Raw genomic sequence first — 18,428 nt, 5'->3', positions numbered from 1 at the left:
GTCACTCCCCGCCGGCGACTGGCCCCGCGCGATCGACCAACGCCCGTTCGGCACGCGTGACCAGCGACAGCGCCGCGTCTGTCAGTTCGGTCCGTGCCACCGCGTCCGCGGCGGTGTCGTAATCGACCAAGTTCGCGTCCGCCAGCTTCGGGACGTGGACGTGTCGCAGCGAGACGTACGTGTCCGGGCGATCCGACGACTCGGTCGGCCCCGTGGCAGCCGCGCGCCCGACGTAGCTCCGCCCGAGATCACCCACCTCGCGACAGCGCAGTCGTCGGGCAGCCGTCGCGAGTGACAGCGACTCCGCGGGTGACTCGGGGAGTTCCGCCAGCAGGTGCCGTCTGCGCGGGTGTGCCAGCGACGCGAACGTCTCGTCGAGACGCGCGTCGAGCGTCGACCCCCCACCGTCCGTCTCCGACGTACTGCCACTCCGTCGAACCATTGACAGAAAGCTTCACGAACCGCACACAAGAGTATTTTGGGAGCGACGATTAGTTTCGCAAATTACAACGTGTGGGCCGGTGAGTGGAAGTCGCGTGTCTCGGTGGGCTCGGAGTAGGAGGAGGATAACTAACTCTCGGTCGGTGGTGTGGAGGTCGTGGGGCCGTGCCGGGAGCCGGCCCCCAGGGTGATCACAGTGTGTGCAAGTCACGGACCCGCGGCGAGTCGAGACGGGGAGAGAGCCGACGTTGAGAGCGCACGGCGCGACGCCACGGGTGTCGGCGTCGAGGGAGTGCCGTCCGACGCCACGGGTGTCGGGACCGAGCGTGCCTCCTCCGGTAGCCGCCCGGAGACGGCGAGTGAGGTGGTCCGCTCCGAGTCGGACGACTGCGCGGCGGCGGCCGTCGACGCGGTGAGCGACGGCGACTGTCGGCAGCTCCTGGCCGCCGCGACGGACGACCCGCGATCTGCGAGCGAACTGGCGGACGCGTGCGGCGTCGCGCTGTCGACGGCGTACCGCAAACTCGACCGGCTCGTCGAGGCCGGGCTCCTCGAACAGGGGACTCGGGTGTCCACCGTCGGTCGGCACCCGACCGTCTACACCCGTGTCACTCGTCGCGTGACCGTGACAGTGGCCGACGACGGGCGGCTCACAGTCGAGCGACACCGATCGAACTGAGCCACTCGCGGCCGGACCCCGAGCCACTGCACGACGAGCGTGCGGGGACTGCTTCACGACGAGTGTGCAGGGACTGCTTCACGACGAGTGTGCAGGGACTGCTGCACGACGAGCGTGCGGGGACTGCTTCGCAACGGGTGTTCGGAGATCACCTCACGAGAGGGTGTCGACCGACGCGATCAAGATGAAGAGATCCTCGTACGCCGCCGGGAGTGAGTCGGCGAGGCGTGCGAGGTCGTCGGTCGACCCCGTGTCTGTGGCGACTTCGAGAACGACCATCGCCCGATAGGCGGTGGTGTCCACGCGGGGTCGCGTCCAGGTGAACCCTCGCCCGTCGGTACGTGCAGTGTGGCCCCCGATCGGCCCGGTCGACGCGGTCGTACTGCCACCGTCGACCGCGGTGGCTCGTGTCGTCTCCGAACCGGACCCGTCTCTGGGTGTCCGTGGAGGCCGTGACCGTTCGGCGACTCTGTCGAGGAACGTCTCGTAGTCGAACGTCTCCGTCCGGTCCTCGGTGTCGAGGCGCACCTCTCGCCGGTCCTCGGTGTCGGGTCCCCGTGTTCCCGCGAGGAGATCCGTCGGGAAGACACGCCGGAGCAGTCCCCGCTCCCTCGGCGCGACGCGTTCCGCCAGCGTCACCACCACGGCCCGTGTGACGCGTCGTGCGGTCGTCTCGTCGGAGCGTCCGAGGCGAGTCTGGACCGTCGTGACGAACTCGTCGGAGTCCACGACTCACCACCTCGCGTCCGTCCGTTCGACGGCGGCCGCGAGCGTCTCGTGGCGTCGGGCGAGCAGAAGCGTGAGCGCGTCGAGCCCGACGACGCCGACCACGCGTTCGTCGTCGTCTACGACCGGGAGCCGACGGACACCGGCACGCTCCAGCGACGCACGCAGCTCGTCGACGCCCGCGTCTGCATCCACGGTCGGAGTCGTGGTCACCACGTCGATCACCGCGTGATCGTCCGGTTCCCACCCGTCCGCGAGCGAGCCCACTGCCAAGTCGTGGTCCGTCAACACTCCCACGGGCCGGTCGTCGTCCGTCGCAACCACCACCGTCTCGACGCACTCCGTGCGCATCCGCTGGGCCGCCGTCGCGATAGACTCCGTCGGTGACGCCGTCACCACCTCTGTCCGGAGCAGGTCTCGGACCGTCGCGTGTGTCATCGTGTGAACACTACACACGCGACGGGCTAATAGCCGAGTCGTTGTTCCCAGAGTCTGACGAGAACCGTCGGAGCATCCGGGCGTACGCTCCAGCCGACACAAGGCTTAGCAGTCTAGAGCCCCCAACTACGCTCAATATAGATGTCGGAGGGACCGAATGACTGAGTCGAGCGACGGCGAGACCCCTGGGGGGACACCGGTAGGGTCCAGTCACGAACGGGAGACGACGAGCGAGGAGGCGGTGTCGACGGGAGTCGTGATCGCCGTCTCGGAGGTCTTGGGGACGACGGCGGACGACCTCCGACCGATCGGCGAGGTACTCGACGCCGACGCGTTGGACAGTCTCGTCGCCGGAGACGGGGAGACGGACGTGAGCGTTCGATTCCAGTACGAGCGGTGTTCGGTGGTCGTCACCGGCGACTCGATCACCGTCGAGCCGCCACACCACACGCTGTCGTGATCGGCGAGTTGGCCGTCGGCGTACGGGGCGTGTGAGCCGGCGCCGTCGAGTTAGGCCGAAGAAACCGGCCACGAACTCGCCGTAGCCGACACTAACACGGTCGCACAGGCCCGTTAACGAAACCGTGTGGTCGCGTAGTGACACGTAGGCCGGGCCGATGGGCCAGGATCGACTCGACGACGACACCGTGTTCGCGCTGGTGAGCAACCGCCGTCGCCGACTCCTGATCGCATTGTTGTGTGCGTGTGACGGCACCGTCACCATCGACGACGCCGCCGAACGGGTCGCGCGCGCCGAGCGAGGTGGCGAGAGTGCGCCTGGTACCGACGAGAGTTCGGAGCCGACAGCCCAACAGGTTCGGAGCGTGTACGTCTCCCTGTACCAGACACACGTTCCGCGGCTGTCAGAACACGGTGTCGTCGCGTACGACCGCGAGGGACGGACGGTTCGACTCCGCCAGTCGCCGGCAACCAGACGGCTGCTGGCCGTCAGCGGACTGCTCGACCGCCGCCCCTGGTGGCTCTACTACCTACTGACCGCCGCCGGCGTGTGGACCGTGCTCTCGGCGGCGACGCTACAGACCGGCCTCGCGGGCGCCGTCGGTCCGGGGTCCGCCGTCCTGGTCGCCGCGGGCGCGCTCTTCGCAATCGTGGTCCTTCGACGACTGGCCGAACCGCGCTGGCGAGTCGACGACGGGCGCCTCCGCCGCTTCGCGCCCGGGCTCGCCGCTCGGTGTCGGGAGACGGGTGGGTGAGTCGTCCGGTAACCACCACTTGCTCTCGCTTTATGTAGTCGATTCAACAGTGTGCGGCGAGGGGTGGTTTTATCCACCAGTTGTGTGAACACCTGACACGCAGGTGGTTACGCACCCGGTACGCACACGGGACCACGGACACCGGTCGCGACCGTGGCTGGGAGGGTGGAGGGAGTGGCCACCGGGAGGCCAGGGAGCCATGAGCCTAACCAGAGAACCACGACCGGAGGAGGAACAGGGGCAGCCAGAGGGAGTGCAGACGGACCAGACGCTGGATCACGACGAGGTGTTCACGCTGTTGAAGAACCGCCGACGTCGGGCAGTACTGTCGCTGCTCTCGGACGTGCCGGAGACGACGCTGAGTGATCTGGCAGACGAGATCGCCGCCGACGAGAACGACACGACACCGGACCGACTCTCGTCGTCACAGCGCAAGCGCGTCTACATCAGTCTCTACCAGAACCACCTTCCGAAGCTCGCAGACGCGGGCGTGATCGAGTACGACCGGAACCGCGGCGACATCCGGCGACTGCCGACTGCGGACCGCCTCCAGCGGTACCTCGATCGTCTGGAGGGTGAGAGTGCCGACTCCGGCGTCGGGACGGTCCACCGCGTCGGCGGGGCCGTGGCAGTCGTGTCGATCGCGGGGTCGCTCCTCGTCCCAGGGTCGGCCGTGACCTGGGCACTGGTGGCGGGCGTGGCACTGTTGGCCGTCACGGCGTTCGAGCAGGTGGACAGCGTGGACTCGCCACTCCGGACGGCTCTCGGACGCATCGGCACGCTCGTTCGAGGTGCAGTCGGGCGGGCGTCACCACGGAGCCGCATCGGAAGACGGTGAGTAGCGAGTGGTTACCCGGCGTATAACCAAACTGTCCGGGAGCACAGCGGCCGGTGTATGAGTGAGTCAGGGGCGACTCGTGACCGGCGCACCGAGCGGGTCGAGCGTAGAGAGTTCCGCGATTCAGACTCCGTCTCGGAGGTACTGGACGTTCTCGGTGACGAGGTCTCACGACGGATCGTCACCGCCGTCGCGGACGGCGCACGGACCATCGACCCCATCGCGGCCGCGACCGACATGTCGCGCTCGACTGTCTACCGCCGCCTGGACAGACTCGTCTCGTTGGACATCGTCACGGAGTCACACGAGCACGTCACACGGAACGGACCGACGCGCTACTCGACGGATCTCGCCTCGGTACGGGTCGACTTCGACCACGACGGCCCGCGGGTCGTCCTCTGGTTCGGCGACTGCCCGCGGCCCTCGGACGGTACCGATCACGAGGTGAACGTCTCCGTCGAGACCGACCGGGACCACGTCGACTTCGGCTTCCGACTGCCGGCGGGGTCACTCGACGGCGAGACTCGGTGATCGAGAGAGTCTGTACTGTTAGCGTGTGAAGTGAGGTGGCTGGGGGCCCAATTAGGTGTATGCGCAGTACTCCTATCCTGTCGTCTGTCGCCCGAGGTCCGTCGTGAGTCTCCGTGTCTGTTGGGTCGGGTCCCCCGAGTCTGGCGCGCCGACACTCCGCGACCGCTCCGACCGCGTCGCGTCTGTCGAGGTCGTCGAGCGACCGCCGACGGGACGGATCGAGTCGTTCGACTGTCTCGTCGCCGTGGCCGACGCGGATCGGCGCGAGATCGATCTGACACGGCGGATCGCCACCCAGCCAGCCGCGCCGCCGGTGGTGGTGGTCGACGGGGGAGCGGCGACGACCGACGCGGACGCGACACCCTCGGGTCCGGCGGTCGCCGACAGTCCTGTCCGAGCGGCACACGAGGCCGGCGCGGCTGGCTACGTCCGACTGGACGGGAGCCGCGCGGCCGGCGACGTGCTGGCGACGACGGTCGAACGAGCCGCGGACGCGGGGTCGGCGGAGACCGCAACCGGCACCACGTCGGCGACGGAGACCGCCAGCGAGACCACCCGGGCGGACCGGACCGCAGTGACACCGGCCGACCCGGGGGCGTCCGGGACGGGTGGCGGGATCTGCCGAGACGGCACCGGATCGCCGGCCTCGGGACCGGACGCAGGCCAGCAAGACCCGTTCCGCGCTGGGACCGGGGAATCGACGGTCGCGACCGACGAGCCCGGCGACGCGTCCACGTCCACCACCGAGGAGGCAGACGTGGACGCGGGGGCCATCGGCGAGGCGGTCGACGACGAGACCGACGAGGCGTCCGTCACGGAGCTACTGGCGACGTTGGACGAGCTCAACGCGGCGACACGGGCGCTGATGGCGGCGTCGACGCCGGCCGAGGTGGCGTCGCGGGCCGTCGACGCCGCCGACACAGTGCTGGGGTTCCCCGCCAGCGGGATCAGACTCCACGAGGAGACCGACGAGACGGAACGGCTCCGACCGCTGGAGATGGCGGCGGCGACTGTCGAGGCGGCCGGGGACCGGCCCGGCTACGAACGCGGGACCGGCGTCCACTGGCGCGTGTTCGACGAGCGAGAGCCACTGTACTTCGACGACGTCTCGAACGTCCCGGACGACGTGACACGCTCCGGCGCGGGGGCCGTGATGTACCTCCCGCTCGGGGAGTACGGGGTCTTCTCCGTCGGGCGGACGACGGAGGGGGCCGTCGACCGTCGGGACCGGGAGTTGGCGAAACTGCTCGCGGCGAACACCGCGACCGCACTGAGACAGGCAGACCGCGAGGCGACGCTCCGGGCCCGCGAGCGGGAGCTACGCGAACAGCGCGACCGGCTCGAACAGTTCGCGGAGTCCGTCGCCCACGACCTGCGGAACCCACTGGACGTGGTCCGGCTGAGTCTCGAACGCCTGCGCGAGGAGCGACCGGACCCGGCTGCGGACACGACCACCCCGAACGAGGCGACCGCGTCGACCGATACCGAGCCGCCGGACGGTCTCGTCGCCGCCGAACGAGCCGTCGACCGCTCGTTCGAGATCGTCGACGCGTACCTCGCGCTCGCTCGTGACGGCGAGACCATCGACGAGACGGAGGTGCTCCCGCTGTCGCGGCCCGTCACGGAGGCGTGGGACACCGTCCAGAACGAGGCGGCGACGCTGGAGGCGGACCTCACGAGTGTCGTCGTCGGTGACCCCGAACGGCTGCGGACGCTGTTCGAGAATCTCTTCCGCAATGCCGTCGAGCACGCCGGTGACTCGGTCACCGTCACCGTCGAGGAGACGGCGACGGGATTCCGCGTCCGCGACGACGGGCCGGGACTGGACCCGGACGCGGCACACGCACTGTTCGAGGACGTACCCACGGACGACGAGACGACGGTGGACGGTGCGGGGCTCGGGCTCGCTCGCGTCCACCAGATCGTCACGGCCCACGGGTGGCGTATCGAGACGATCGACGACGAGACGGCGGGTGCGACCTTCGCCGTCCACACGACCGACCGATGATCGACAGGCTCTCGTCGGTCGTGTGCGGAGTCCACACGTGAACTGGGATCGACTCGCGGTGCCACACGCGGCGTTCGTGCTGGCGAGTCTCGGGGTGACGCTCGCACACGTCGTCGGGAACGACGGGTCGATCGCGAGTCGAGCCTTCGAGACGGCGCTGCCGCTGTCGCTCGCCGCGGTGCTCGCGTACTTCGGCGTCCGGTTCGGGCGAACGGACTACTCGCGACGACAGGCCGCACTCGTCGGCGGCGTCGTGCTCGGTGGGGGAGTGTACGGTGCCGGCTTCGTCGCCTTCATCGGCTGGTTCCAGACGACACACGGGGTCGCGTTGTCCGAGTGGAACTACCTGATCGCCGTCGCCGGGATCGGCGGCGTCACACTCGCCGCGCCGATCGGGGAGTACTACGTCCGGTACACGAACCGGCTCGCGGCGAGTCGCGCCAGCGAGCGGACGGCGAAGCGACTCCAACGACGGCTGAGCGTGCTCGACCGGACGCTGCGCCACAACGTCCGCAACGAGTTGACGGTCGCGACCGGGTGGGTGGACACGCTGGCGGCGGACGACGGGCGCGTCGACCGCGACCGTGCCGTCGAGATCGTCCGCGAGAGTCTCGATCGAATCGAGCGACTCGGGGACACCGCCCGCGAGATCGACCGCGCCGTCGAGCGCACACCCAGCGAGGGGGTCGACCTCAGGGAGGCGGTCCACACGGCCGTCGGCGAAGTCGACACTGGCGCGGCGACGGTGCGGACGGAACTCCCGGCGGCAGCCGAGGCGCGGTGTCAGCCACAGCTCGGTGACGCCGTCCGCGAGGCCGTCGAGAACGCGGTCCAACACAACGCGGCCGCGGATCTGACCGTGACAGTCCGACTCGAAGCCGCCGCCGACGGGTGGGAGATCACGGTGCGCGACGACGGCCGTGGACTCCCACAGACGGAGATCGACGCCCGCGAACACGGCGCCGAGCGGGCGCTCACACACGGCGAGGGGTTGGGTCTCCTGTTGATCGAGACACTCGCCGAACAGTCCGGCGGCGAGATGGACGTGCGTATCGGCGAGGACGGCGGCACGACGATCCGGCTGTGGGTGCCCGCCGCGGCGGCCGAGGAAGCGACGGTGGCCCCCGAGACACTCGACGGACCCGACGAGGACGTGGAGTCCGGCAGTGTCGCCTCACGCGGGTGAGCGTGGTTCGGAGGCGGAACACGACACCCGGTCGACTCGAACCCGAGGCCGGCGGCTCACGGCGAGAACCCCGACGAGTCGGCGTGACACGTCGTCTCTCCTCTCAGCCGTGCACGAGTTTCGGTCGCCGGCAGACCGACAGCCTCATGTATGGATTAGGCTCGCCTAAAACCCGTGACACGAGACACGAGCGGTCCGGCGGAGTCGACACGACGAGACTACGTGAAGTACGGTGGCGCACTGCTCGGGAGCGGGTTGGTGGCGGGGTGCACCGGCGACGGCACCGGCGACGCGACGGCGACGCCGACGGACACTGCGACGGAGACGGCGACAGAGACGGAGACAGCGGCGACGGACCAGACCGCGACCGAGTCCGGGGACGACTCCTACTCCGTCGAGATGGCGCCGGTCGGGACAGTGACGTTCGAGGAGCCGCCGGAGTCGGTCGCGCACTACTTCCCGGGGTACGCCGACATGGCCGTCGCGCTCGGGGCGGGTGACACGGTGAACAGCGTCGGTCTCCCGTCGCGGTACCACACGGACCACTACGACGAGCTGGACGGCGTGAGTGTCGACGAGTCCTCGATCACGAACCTGGTCGGCGACGCCGGCATCTCGAAGGAGCTGTTCTACGAGTTGGAGAGCGACCTCCACATGATCGACCCGGTGTGGCTGGTCGAGAACGGCGCGTTCAAGCTGGAACAGGCGGACATCGACGAGATCTCCTCCGGCGTGGCGCCGTTCCTCGGGAACACCATCTTCCGGCGGACGGACGACTGGCACGACTACCGCTACTACTCGCTGTACGAGGCCTTCGAGAAGGTGGCGAAGGTGTACGACGCCGAGGAGACGTTCACCGCGTTCCAGTCGTTCCACGACGAGTTCTTGGCCGAGGTGCAGGCGTCACTGCCCGGTCCCGACAGTCGTCCGAACGCGCTGTTGTGTTGGCAAGCGAAAGACCAACCGGAGTCGTTCTACCCGTACCGGCTGAGCGGGAAGGGGACGAACAAGAAGGCGTTCCGCGACCTCGGGATCACCGACGCACTGGCCCAGACCGGGATCGACGGGCTCTCCGAGAGCGACCGTGGAACCATCGACTACGAGAACCTGCTGGCGGTAGACCCCGACTCGATCCTCCTGCGCGGCCACGAGACGAAGAGTCGCGCGGAGTTCCAGGACACCGTCGTCGCGTACATGGAGGACCACGACGTGGCCTCGCAGTTGACGGCCGTCGAGGAGGGGCGCGTGTTCCGTGGTGGGCCGATCTACACCGGGCCGCTCCACCACCTGTTCCTCGTCGAGCGGTACGCGACGAGCTACTTCCCGGAGCAGTTCTCGGGTGAGCTGTTCGACCGCGACGAACTCGCCGCGATCGTCACCGGAGACGCCTGAGGATGCCGGACGCGAGGACCGATCCGACGGAGCCGAGTGCCGCCGACGCGGCCCCACAGGGGGAGTCGCCACACGACCACGCGGTGGTCGTCGTCGGCGGTGGGCCGGCCGGCTGTGCGGCGGCGGTGTTCACCGCACGGTACGGGCTCGACACGGTGGTGTTCGACCGCGGGCGGTCCTCGCTGCGGCAGTGTGCGTACCTCGAGAACTACCTCGGCTTCCCCGGCGGCGTCGGCGTCGAGACGGCGTACGAGCTGTTCCACGACCACGTCGAGCGGGCCGGCGCCGAACTCGTCGCCGACCGCGTGACGGCGGTCGAACGGTGCGCCGACGGGGCGGTCGAGGCCGACGGCCCGACGGGGGACGACGGAGCGGCCGGGACCGACGGACGGAGCGAGACCGAGAGCGTGTGTGACGCGGTACGGGGGAACGAAGCTGACGAAGCGACCGGGACTGAGAGCGTGTGTGACGGAGAGAGTGCAGCCGATCGGGACGGACCGACCGGCGGCTTCCGCGTCGAACTGGAGAGTGGCGACGCAGTGGTCGCCGAGCGGGTGATCGCGGCGACACGGTACGGGGGCGAGTACCTCCGGCCGGTCGTCGGCGACGACGCGTTCGAGACCCAGACCCACGACGGCGAGACACACACCCAGTTTGACCGCTCGTACGCAGCCCACGACGGGACGACCCCCGTCGACGGGTTGTACGTGGCCTCGCCGTCGGCCGAGTCGGATCGGCAGGCGCTCGTCGCCGCCGGACGGGGGGCTCGGGTCGGACTGCGACTGCTAGAGGCCCACCGTCGGGATCTGGGCTTCTTCGACGGCGTCGCCGCGCACTACGACTGGCTGCGGCGCGCGGCGTCACTCGACGAGGAGTGGGCCGAGCGAGACCGGTGGCGCGAGTGGGCGGAGACGAACCGCCCGGACGACCACGACGTGGCCGACGAGCGATGGAGAGAGGTGCGCGACCGGGAGATCGACCGCCGGATGGCGACCTACGTCGACGCCGAGGAGATCGCGTCACGGCGCGACCGGGGACGGGACGCACTGCTGGACGGGCTGGAGGAAGAGCGTCTGCTGGATCACCTCGACGACGAGCGGATGCGGGCGTACCTCGACGAGCACTGACCTGGGCGGGTGTTCGCTGCATCCGGACGGCCGCAGCGCCGGCTCGATGTCGACACTACGCGCCCGTTTACACTTCGACAACGGGGGGTGAGTCGGACGACGAGTGGACTCGAGTCGCGAGCGATGGTCGCCCCCCGGATTTACACATCGACAACGGGGGGTGCGTCCCGTCGACACCGCGGCTCACTCACTCACCCACTCGCTCGAGCAGTGGTGTCGCGTCGGCCCAGAGACGGCGAAACTGGCGCTCGAACGTCGCGACTACGTCGGACGCGTGGACGGCCAGCACCGCGACCCTGTCGTCGGGTGCAGTCGGTCGCGGCACGTCGACCGTCGTCACGCGGCCGTCGATCACGTCGAACGAGACGGGGACCGTGGGGTGTGCTCGGAGTCGGACTGTCCCGGCACGGGACGCGAGTCTGTCCGGGAGATCGGACGGCAGCCTCTCCAGTGTCGCGTCGCTGACAACGATCGACACCGCGACGCCGTCGTCGACACCGTCGAAGAACGCGTCCAGTTCGGCCCGGAGCCGCTCCCACGAGGCGGCCTCGTAGGGTGGCCCCACGGCGGCGAGGACGGTGTCGGACGCGGTCCCGACGTGTCGTCTGAGTGCCGTCTGCATCTCCCCGCCACCGAGCGAGCCGAGCCAGACGCTCCCGTCGGCCGGCGGGGTCGGGAGCAACTCCGCCCGGACACTGGCCGCCGCGTCGACGTACCGGTCCCACTCCTCCCGGAGGTCGCGACCACGCGCCGCGAGCAGGCGATCGACGGCCGTCGAGGGGTCGACGGCAGTGTACTCTCTGGGGTCGGTCGCCCGGGTGGCGACGAGTCCACGCTCGCGGAGCCGGTCGAGCACGTCGTAGATCCGTCCGCGTGGAACGCCACTCGCGTCGGACACGGCCGACGCCGTCGCGGCGCCGGTCACGGAGAGCGACCGGTACACCGTCTCCTCGTACTCCGAGAGACCGAGTTCCTCGAGCGCCGTCACGGGCGGACCGTCGACCCCCGGTGACTTGGCTCTCCGGGTTCCCCGTCCAGTGGCACTCCGAGCGACGACCTGGCGACAGGGCCCCCGGCGGTGACGGTCGCTGCAACGCGGTGCAAGTGGCAGCAGATTTCGGAACCGGTAGGACCCCCGTCACCGACACCGCGAGTGTGAATCCGTACGTCCTCCTCGCCGCGGCCATCCTGTCGGAGCTCGTCGCCACGACCGCCCTGAAGCTGTCCGAGGGGTTCTCGCGACCGCTCCCGAGTCTCGGAGTCGTCGTCGGGTACGGAGCCGCCTTCTACCTGGTGTCGCTCACGCTCGAGGACCTCCCGGTCGGACTCGTCTACGCGACGTGGGCCGCCGTGGGTGTGGTCGGTGTGGCGACGATCGGTATCGTCGTGTTCGACGAGTCGATGGACCTCGCCGGTGGACTCGGGATCGCACTCGTCGTGTGTGGCGTGTACCTCCTCAACGTCGTCTCCGACGCGTCCGCGCACTGACGGTGCCGGAGGTGATCCGCGACCCGTCACCGCCCTCGCGGGTCGAGTGCCGTCGCGAGGTGGTCGCCGAACACGTTCGCGGCGGCGACGGTGACCACGAGCACGACGGCGGGACAGCCGGCGACCCACCAGCCGACCGGGACGTAGCCGTCGACGAGCCCGAGGTAGATCAGTCGCCCCAACGAGATCACCGACGGGTCACCGAGTGTCGTCGCCCCCTCCGTCGACGTGAACGCGACCTGGAGGAACGACAGCGACGCCTCGACCAAGACGAAGTACGGCACGCGCAGCGCCACCGTCGAGACGACCAAGCCGGCGACGTTCGGCAGGAGGTGGCGCCGCAACCGTTGCCAGCGGTCGAGGCCGCCGGCCCGCGCGGCGTCGACGAACAACTCCCCGCGACGTTCTCGGATCTCGTCACGCACCAGCGTCGCCACACCACCCGCACTCACGAGACCCAGAGCGGCGATCAACACGACCAGTCGCTGTTCGCGCAGCGCCCAGAACAGCGCGAAGTAGACGAGGATCGCGGGGTACGTCTGGACCGCCTCCGCGAGCAGGCCGGCCGCACGCCCCAGGCGGTCCGACGCGACTGCCACGGACCCCGCGGCGACCCCGAACGGGATCGCCAGTGCCGCGCCGCCGAGAGCGACGCTCAGACTCGTCCGGAGGCCGAGCACGACCAACGCGAACACGTCCTGTCCGCGTCGACCGGTCGTTCCGAACGGGAACCGCAACGACCCCTGGCACCGCCCGTCGACCACCGGCCCGGCACACTCCGGGACCACGAACGCCTCTACGGAGCCCCAGATCGGTGGTTGTGAGCGGAAGAGGAGCCGCAACTCCGGCTCGGCGACGACCAGTGGACCGAACAGGCCGACGCCGCCGACGAGCGCGAGCCACGCCGTCGCGAGCAGCGCGACCGGACGACGCGCAGTGGTCCGCGCGAGGTCGCGCAGACGGTCGCGGTCCGGTGCCGCCGCGAGCCCGACCGTCGCGAGCGTCCCCACCGAGCCGACGAGCACCCAGTCGAGGACCGTCGGATCGTACACCGGGACCCCGACACGCCAGTCGACGAGGAACGCGACGGCCGCGAACAGCGACGGGAGGAGCGTGGGCGTCGACAGGTGGTCGACGGCCCGACGCAACCGCCGACGCTCCGGCGCCGCGACGCGGGACCAGTCGACGGCCGTGAACGGCGCCGGGTCGGATCGTCGCTCTGCCAGTGGCGGTGCGCCGTCGGACACCGCAGTGTCTGGCGAGCGAGCGGGTGACTCGGAACTGGAGGGCGAGTCGGACACGTCGGTGACCCTAGAGTCGTGACAACTTATATCACTCTCCGCGCCCGCCGGTTCGAGCGTCTCGGACGTGGTCTCCGTGCCCGAACACAGCCCCTCAGTGACCAGATACCGACGTGTGAGCCCACAGCCGACCGTCTGGACGCGACCGCCGTGTCACCGATCCGACACCGGTGGGTGTTCACGGGGAGCGCCCCCGGCGACTCCCGACCGTCGCACCGCCACCGGTCCGGAGCACTTCCACCACCGTCATCACTACCGCTACTGTCACCACCCCCACCGCCATCGTCACCACCCCCATCGCCATCGTCACCACCCCCACCGCCATCGACACCACCACCGCCGTCACCGTCACCACCACCGCCACCTCGGGGGTGAGGCCGGTGTCCGGTGAGGCGCTCCGGCGAGTGACTGCGAGGGCGACGCTCACGCTCGTGTTGGCGTTCGCCGGGGTGTTCGCGACGCTGGCGTTCGCGCCGAACCCGAGTGCGACCGACGGCGAGCGGTACCTCACCCGGTTCGAGGAGGTCGCCACCTCGACGGAGCCGGCCTTCGCACAAAGAGCCGAACCACTCTCGTCGACGTTGCTCACCTGGATCGAGCGGGTTCTCACGCTGGAGTTCGGCCGTGCCGGCCCGGGTGGTGCGCCGGTCGGGGAGTTGGTCGTCGAGTCGCTCGCGTTCTCGGCGGTGTACCTGCTCCCGGCGCTGGTCGTCGCCGTCGGCGTCGGGACGGGCGTCCAGCTGCTCGCGGTCGCGAACGGCGGCCGGGCGAGTCTCGTGACGCGTGCCCTCGCGGTGGTACTGGTCAGTGTTCCGGCGTTCCTCCTCGCGTTCGCGGCTACCCAGACCGTGCCGGTGGAGTTGGCGAAACGGATCGGTACCGACGTGACTGCGTTCGACTACCAACTCGAACTGTCGCCAGTGGCGGGACAGAACCTCCGTGCCGCGACGTTCCCGTTCGCCGCGGCGGTCGTCTACCTCACCGGCATCCAGATGCGGTACGCCGGGACGGAACTGTCGCCACTCGTCGACGAGCCGTTCGTCCGCGTGGCTCGGGCGAAGGGGGCCGGACGCGTCCGGCTGGCGATCCACCTGTTCCCACACGTCGCGGCACGGCTCGCGACGGCGCTGTTCACCGACACGCTCGGCACGTTCCTGTTGGGTGTGTACGTCTTCGAGTGGGTGACGGGAGTGCCGGGGTTCGGGGCGTTGACCATCGACGCCGTCGGCGCACGCGACCCCGGGCTGACGTTCGCCGTGCTGTTGCTCCCGGTGCTCGTCGGCGTGCTCGCGAGCACCGGCCGGGAGTTGTACTACGCGTTCCTCGACCCACGGGTCGACGCCGGGTGAGAAGACAGACGTGTGGTCGGGGCGACGCCCGCCCGAACTCGGATCGGGGTCGCCTCGTCCGTCGAATCGACTCGGACAGCCCCGTTCAGGCGGGTGTCGTCTGCGTGCCGTTCCGCCGGATCACCGTCGGGACCCACACCGGTCGCTCGACGGTCGTCCCGGTCCGCTCGGTGAGCCGGAACGACTGTGTCGTCTCGACCGGGACGCCGGCCACCCGGTCGTCGAACGTCGCCTCTGCAGACACGACGAGTCCGTCGGCCCGAATCTCGGCGACGACGGAGACGTTCCGCCGCGTCGCCCCAGCCACACCGGGTGCCGTGTCTGCACTGCCGCGAACCGTGAGGATCGTGCCGTGGTCGGTCTCCGTCCGGTCGGTCACGCGGAGGTCGACGCCCGACAGGAGTCGGTAGACGTACGTGGCACCGTCGGGCGCACCGGTCGCAGTGCCGCGCCGTCGCTGAACACGCCCGTCGTACTCACCACCGGCGGTGCGTGTCGTCGAGACGACCACGCTCTCGTTGGCGTACCGTCGGTGACGGTCGACGACCGGTGGACGGAGCGGAACGGCACCGCCGACGGTGGACTCACCGAGCCACTCCGTCCCCTCGACGGCGACGCGGAGGGTCGTCGTCCGCATCGCCGTCCCGTTCGCCGCTCGGGAGACGCTCCGGTAGGTGAACGAACGGTTCGCCGCGCGGAACGCCTCGGCGTGGGCTGTCTGGAGTTCACCGAGGACCGTCTCTTCACCGACGCCGGGTGGCGTCGGAGCGGCCGTCTCCGTCGCCGTGGGACTGACCGACGGCGTCCCTTCGAGCGACGGGTCGACGGTGTTCGCGTCGCCGGTGGTGCCGGCACCACACCCGGCGAGGATCAGGCACAGCGCGATCGCGATGGAGGGTATCTTTCTGCGGGGCACGTGTCGTGAGTCACGTAGGTTTCCACTTGATTCTTATGCAATATCTCGACACGAGCCGTTCGAGACCACGACGAGACAGACACGAGCCGTTCGAGACTACGACGAGACTGTGTACTCACACGTGGCGGCGGGCGCTCGCCGTGGTACCGTCGTCTGTGCACGCGACGACTGGTTCCTGGTCGTCCGCGAGACGACCGAGTCACTCCGAGAGGGCCACGAGAGGGTCACCGCGACGGTCGAGGACGCCACCCCGTCCCGACAACTCTATCAGAACGTCCCTCCGACCACACACTCGTGAGTCCACGACTAGCAAGCCTCGCCGTCTCACCACCGAGGAGACCGCCGACTGCCGTGGAGCCGACCGATGAGTGACCCGTCGACTCGCGTGGCGTTCGTCTGCGTCCAGAACGCCGGGCGGTCGCAGATGTCGACTGCGTTCGCCGAACGGGAACGGGAACGGCGCGGGCTGGAGGCTACCGTCGAGATCCTCACCGGCGGGACCCACCCTGCCGAGCACGTTCACGACGTCGTCGTCGACGTGATGGACGAGGAGGGGTTCGACCTGTCGAGTCGCACGCCACGACAGATCTCGACGGCGGAACTCGAGTCGTGTGACTACGTCGCGACGATGGGGTGTTCGACGCTCGATCTCGACACCGACGACTCCGGTGTCGACGTGCGCGATTGGGCACTCGACGACCCCGACGGGAGTGACACGGACCGCGTCCGGGAGATCCGCGACGAGATCCGCGCCCGTGTACGTGCCCTCTTCGACGAGATCGAACGGGAGACGGCCTGACGGGGACGACTGGGCGGGAGGAGACGACCGCACGAGCGGAGAGGACCGGACGCGAGGAGACGACTGGTAGCCGAGTCGGGCGACCTCCGGACGCCATCGGGAGCGAACGTCGACTGCTCGAACTGCACGACCCAACCGTGTGCGCCGTTCTCGTTCCGGGCCGACCCAGAACGGCGGACACGGTGGGGTGGGTTCCGAGAACGACTCGTGTTCGTCGACGCGGGGAACCGGATTTCACCGGGTCGGCGCCCGTCTGGAACGTCGGAGTGAACCGCGGTCACTCACCCGTCGACGGAGGTACCGGCGAGGTCCAGCGGCAGCCGCCCGAGATTCGACACCCGGCTCGACACGCCGATTCGCAGTCTGGTGCACGTCACGGGACCGAGGCGCGGTGTTCGTGTGCTCGTCCGGGAGGACGTGCGCGACTGCTACGGTAACCGGTGCCGCCTCGCCGACCCCGACGGCGGGGACCAACTGATACCGGCCCCCGACGTTCCGGTGAGAGAACTCCGCAGTGTGGCCAGCGGCGAACTGCGTGAAGCGTCTCTCGACGAATTGCAAGACACTGCACTAGAGGTGGTGTCAACTCGTGACAGGTGATCGACGGCCCTGTGCAACCAGTGGTCGGTGACGACCTCACACCAGTGACTCACTGTCGATTCAACATACCGAACCTCGTCTACCGCGACGTGATCGACACTGGAACAGGGGGTAGGTCACACGGTACCGGAGAAGATCACGAACCTCCGATCCTCCTCGTCGACCCAGACGACTGTTATCCTATCTCCCTCGTTGATCACATCGTAGACGTTCGGGTGACTGTAATTTCGGTCTTTGATGATCAGTGTGTCTCCCGTCTGGACTGTCTCTCCCCACTCGTTGACGGGGCTCGTCAGATCGTTCCAAGCGTTGTCGTCGATCTCAAGGATAACACCGTCAGTTTTCTTGTTCAGGCTCCCGCCAGAGAGCGTGTCACTGTTGACTGATCGATTGAAGACCATGTCTGGCCCGATGTGTACAGTTAGTTCGCCTCGTCTCAGCGAATCTCCCCCTTCGTGTGTCAAGATCACAGTATCGTCTCTCGGATACCCGTTAGAAACGTTCTTTGTTTCGGGTGTGATTACAACTTGGGGCGCAGGGTCTAGATCCGTGCTCCCGAATTGGCCGAGCGTCACAGCGCCAACTGCCCCAGCCAGGACCACGACGACAGCGACGAGCAAGACGACCCCGATCACTGGAGTCACCCCCTTCTGCTCCCCTGACCCCAGTTTATATCTCATACGAACAGTAGCTTCATGTCGGGATGTGAAGTGTCTTGCGCAACAGCCACCTTCGGGTGAATCGGCGCGTGAGACTCGCAGTCAGAGAGCTTCGGTCCACTCGTGGTCGCTCTGCGAGACGCCGCCCCTCCACAGCCTCGTCACTCGCCGTGCTCGCTCTCCCCTCGCGCGTCTCTCGCCACCCTTCCGCAACCGTCGGCTCGTCTGTACACCGCCGTCCGGTACCTTCCGAGGGGTTCGCCCTCTCACCGCCGTTCCTCGTCGACGGCCGACCCGACTACCGCGCCGACGGGGGCAACGCCCCGTACTACACTTCCGACGAGCGTGACGACCGAGAGACACGAGAGGAGGACTCCGACACCTACGAGCGACCACACGGGCTCGGGAGACAGACCGACGCCGAGCGTCAGTGCGAGACCGAACAACCCGAGATAGCTGCCGAAGACGAACGCTCCGACCGCTCCGTACACACCGCCGTAGTACGAGTACACACCCCCGATCACTCCGAAGGTGGGGATCACCAGGAAGTACAGTGTACTCGGGACGCTCGCGGTCGCCGCTGCGAGGCCGACCGTCGGCCGACGGAAGAGAACCACGAAGACGAGCAGGTACCCGACCACGAGGCTACCGCCACTCGTCCGCTCGCTACGTGTCACTGTGGCCGTGTGCGCGTCCTCGGGGCCCGGCCGGCGTTCTCGTGTCGTCACGTGTCTTG

General features: G+C 68.8%; 22 protein-coding genes. 13 read left to right on the top strand and 9 right to left on the bottom strand.

What is annotated here, in order from left to right; translation table 11 throughout:
- Position 1: 1 nt before the first annotated feature.
- A complete protein-coding gene (locus tag RYH80_RS14745) occupies positions 2–442 on the bottom strand; it encodes a DUF7344 domain-containing protein (RefSeq protein ID WP_370904781.1) in 441 nt (146 codons plus the stop codon).
- Between the two features lie 195 nt (positions 443–637).
- On the opposite strand from RYH80_RS14745, the gene RYH80_RS14740 reads away from it, so the two are divergent.
- Positions 638–1,120 (top strand): helix-turn-helix domain-containing protein, encoded by a 483-nt coding sequence (locus RYH80_RS14740; RefSeq protein ID WP_370904780.1) that lies wholly within the window; start codon positions 638–640, stop codon positions 1,118–1,120.
- A 153-nt stretch (positions 1,121–1,273) separates the two neighbouring features.
- Here the strand turns inward: RYH80_RS14740 and RYH80_RS14735 are convergent, their stop codons facing one another.
- Both RYH80_RS14735 and RYH80_RS14730 read right to left on the bottom strand, forming a co-directional pair.
- Positions 1,274–1,849 carry a DUF2267 domain-containing protein gene (locus RYH80_RS14735; protein WP_370904779.1) on the bottom strand — a complete coding sequence of 192 codons (576 nt, stop codon included), beginning with the start codon at positions 1,847–1,849 and terminating at the stop codon, positions 1,274–1,276.
- 3 nt (positions 1,850–1,852) lie between these two features.
- On the bottom strand, positions 1,853–2,284 hold the full coding sequence (locus tag RYH80_RS14730) for a CBS domain-containing protein (protein WP_370904778.1): 432 nt from the start codon (positions 2,282–2,284) through the stop codon (positions 1,853–1,855).
- A gap of 157 nt (positions 2,285–2,441) precedes the next feature.
- Between RYH80_RS14730 and RYH80_RS14725 the strand changes: the two genes are divergently transcribed.
- The 8 genes from RYH80_RS14725 (at position 2,442) to RYH80_RS14690 (ending at position 10,580) form a co-directional block, all read left to right on the top strand.
- On the top strand, positions 2,442–2,744 hold the full coding sequence (locus RYH80_RS14725; RefSeq protein ID WP_370904777.1) for a HalOD1 output domain-containing protein: 303 nt from the start codon (positions 2,442–2,444) through the stop codon (positions 2,742–2,744).
- A 157-nt stretch (positions 2,745–2,901) separates the two neighbouring features.
- On the top strand, positions 2,902–3,498 hold the full coding sequence (locus tag RYH80_RS14720; RefSeq protein ID WP_370904776.1) for a DUF7344 domain-containing protein: 597 nt from the start codon (positions 2,902–2,904) through the stop codon (positions 3,496–3,498).
- Positions 3,499–3,697: 199 nt separating this feature from the next.
- Positions 3,698–4,336, top strand: a complete 639-nt coding sequence (locus RYH80_RS14715; RefSeq protein WP_370904775.1) for a DUF7344 domain-containing protein — start codon at positions 3,698–3,700, stop codon at positions 4,334–4,336.
- 57 nt (positions 4,337–4,393) lie between these two features.
- Positions 4,394–4,867, top strand: a complete 474-nt coding sequence (locus RYH80_RS14710; protein ID WP_370904774.1) for an ArsR/SmtB family transcription factor — start codon at positions 4,394–4,396, stop codon at positions 4,865–4,867.
- 103 nt (positions 4,868–4,970) lie between these two features.
- Positions 4,971–6,875, top strand: a complete 1,905-nt coding sequence (locus RYH80_RS14705; RefSeq protein ID WP_370904773.1) for an ATP-binding protein — start codon at positions 4,971–4,973, stop codon at positions 6,873–6,875.
- Positions 6,876–6,912: 37 nt separating this feature from the next.
- Positions 6,913–8,061 (top strand): sensor histidine kinase, encoded by a 1,149-nt coding sequence (locus RYH80_RS14700; RefSeq protein WP_370904772.1) that lies wholly within the window; start codon positions 6,913–6,915, stop codon positions 8,059–8,061.
- 174 nt (positions 8,062–8,235) lie between these two features.
- A complete protein-coding gene (locus RYH80_RS14695; protein ID WP_370904771.1) occupies positions 8,236–9,453 on the top strand; it encodes an ABC transporter substrate-binding protein in 1,218 nt (405 codons plus the stop codon).
- Positions 9,454–9,455: 2 nt separating this feature from the next.
- Positions 9,456–10,580, top strand: coding sequence for an FAD-dependent oxidoreductase (locus tag RYH80_RS14690; protein ID WP_370904770.1), 1,125 nt, complete (start codon positions 9,456–9,458; stop codon positions 10,578–10,580).
- A 187-nt stretch (positions 10,581–10,767) separates the two neighbouring features.
- On the opposite strand, the gene RYH80_RS14685 is transcribed toward RYH80_RS14690, so the two are convergent.
- On the bottom strand, positions 10,768–11,568 hold the full coding sequence (locus tag RYH80_RS14685) for a TrmB family transcriptional regulator (protein ID WP_370904769.1): 801 nt from the start codon (positions 11,566–11,568) through the stop codon (positions 10,768–10,770).
- 167 nt (positions 11,569–11,735) lie between these two features.
- Between RYH80_RS14685 and RYH80_RS14680 the strand changes: the two genes are divergently transcribed.
- Complete coding sequence (locus RYH80_RS14680) at positions 11,736–12,068, top strand: DMT family transporter (protein ID WP_370904768.1); 333 nt, start codon at positions 11,736–11,738, stop codon at positions 12,066–12,068.
- Between the two features lie 26 nt (positions 12,069–12,094).
- Here RYH80_RS14680 and RYH80_RS14675 read toward each other — a convergent pair whose 3' ends face one another.
- Both RYH80_RS14675 and RYH80_RS14670 read right to left on the bottom strand, forming a co-directional pair.
- Positions 12,095–13,369, bottom strand: a complete 1,275-nt coding sequence (locus RYH80_RS14675) for an ABC transporter permease (RefSeq protein WP_370904767.1) — start codon at positions 13,367–13,369, stop codon at positions 12,095–12,097.
- Positions 13,370–13,547: 178 nt separating this feature from the next.
- Positions 13,548–13,724 (bottom strand): hypothetical protein, encoded by a 177-nt coding sequence (locus RYH80_RS14670; protein ID WP_370904766.1) that lies wholly within the window; start codon positions 13,722–13,724, stop codon positions 13,548–13,550.
- A 25-nt stretch (positions 13,725–13,749) separates the two neighbouring features.
- On the opposite strand from RYH80_RS14670, the gene RYH80_RS14665 reads away from it, so the two are divergent.
- Positions 13,750–14,718, top strand: a complete 969-nt coding sequence (locus tag RYH80_RS14665; protein WP_370904765.1) for an ABC transporter permease subunit — start codon at positions 13,750–13,752, stop codon at positions 14,716–14,718.
- A gap of 85 nt (positions 14,719–14,803) precedes the next feature.
- Here RYH80_RS14665 and RYH80_RS14660 read toward each other — a convergent pair whose 3' ends face one another.
- Complete coding sequence (locus tag RYH80_RS14660; RefSeq protein ID WP_370904764.1) at positions 14,804–15,634, bottom strand: hypothetical protein; 831 nt, start codon at positions 15,632–15,634, stop codon at positions 14,804–14,806.
- Between the two features lie 109 nt (positions 15,635–15,743).
- On the opposite strand from RYH80_RS14660, the gene RYH80_RS14655 reads away from it, so the two are divergent.
- Both RYH80_RS14655 and RYH80_RS14650 read left to right on the top strand, forming a co-directional pair.
- Entirely contained in the window at positions 15,744–15,932 is a 189-nt protein-coding gene (locus RYH80_RS14655) for a hypothetical protein (protein ID WP_370904763.1), read from the top strand.
- A 66-nt stretch (positions 15,933–15,998) separates the two neighbouring features.
- The gene (locus tag RYH80_RS14650) at positions 15,999–16,433 is read left to right on the top strand and encodes a low molecular weight phosphatase family protein (protein WP_370904762.1); all 435 of its coding nucleotides are present in this window, start codon (positions 15,999–16,001) and stop codon (positions 16,431–16,433) included.
- Between the two features lie 716 nt (positions 16,434–17,149).
- Here the strand turns inward: RYH80_RS14650 and RYH80_RS14645 are convergent.
- Positions 17,150–17,713, bottom strand: a complete 564-nt coding sequence (locus tag RYH80_RS14645; RefSeq protein WP_370904761.1) for an archaellin/type IV pilin N-terminal domain-containing protein — start codon at positions 17,711–17,713, stop codon at positions 17,150–17,152.
- 245 nt (positions 17,714–17,958) lie between these two features.
- On the bottom strand, positions 17,959–18,420 hold the full coding sequence (locus tag RYH80_RS14640; protein WP_370904760.1) for a hypothetical protein: 462 nt from the start codon (positions 18,418–18,420) through the stop codon (positions 17,959–17,961).
- Between the last annotated feature and the right edge of the window lie 8 nt (positions 18,421–18,428).

Origin of the sequence: Halobaculum sp. MBLA0147, from assembly GCF_041361345.1 — an archaeon.
In the GTDB taxonomy this organism is placed as follows: Archaea; Halobacteriota; Halobacteria; order Halobacteriales; family Haloferacaceae; genus JAHENP01.
Note: the sequence above shows the minus strand (reverse complement) of the source record. Positions and strands in the feature narration are given on the sequence as shown.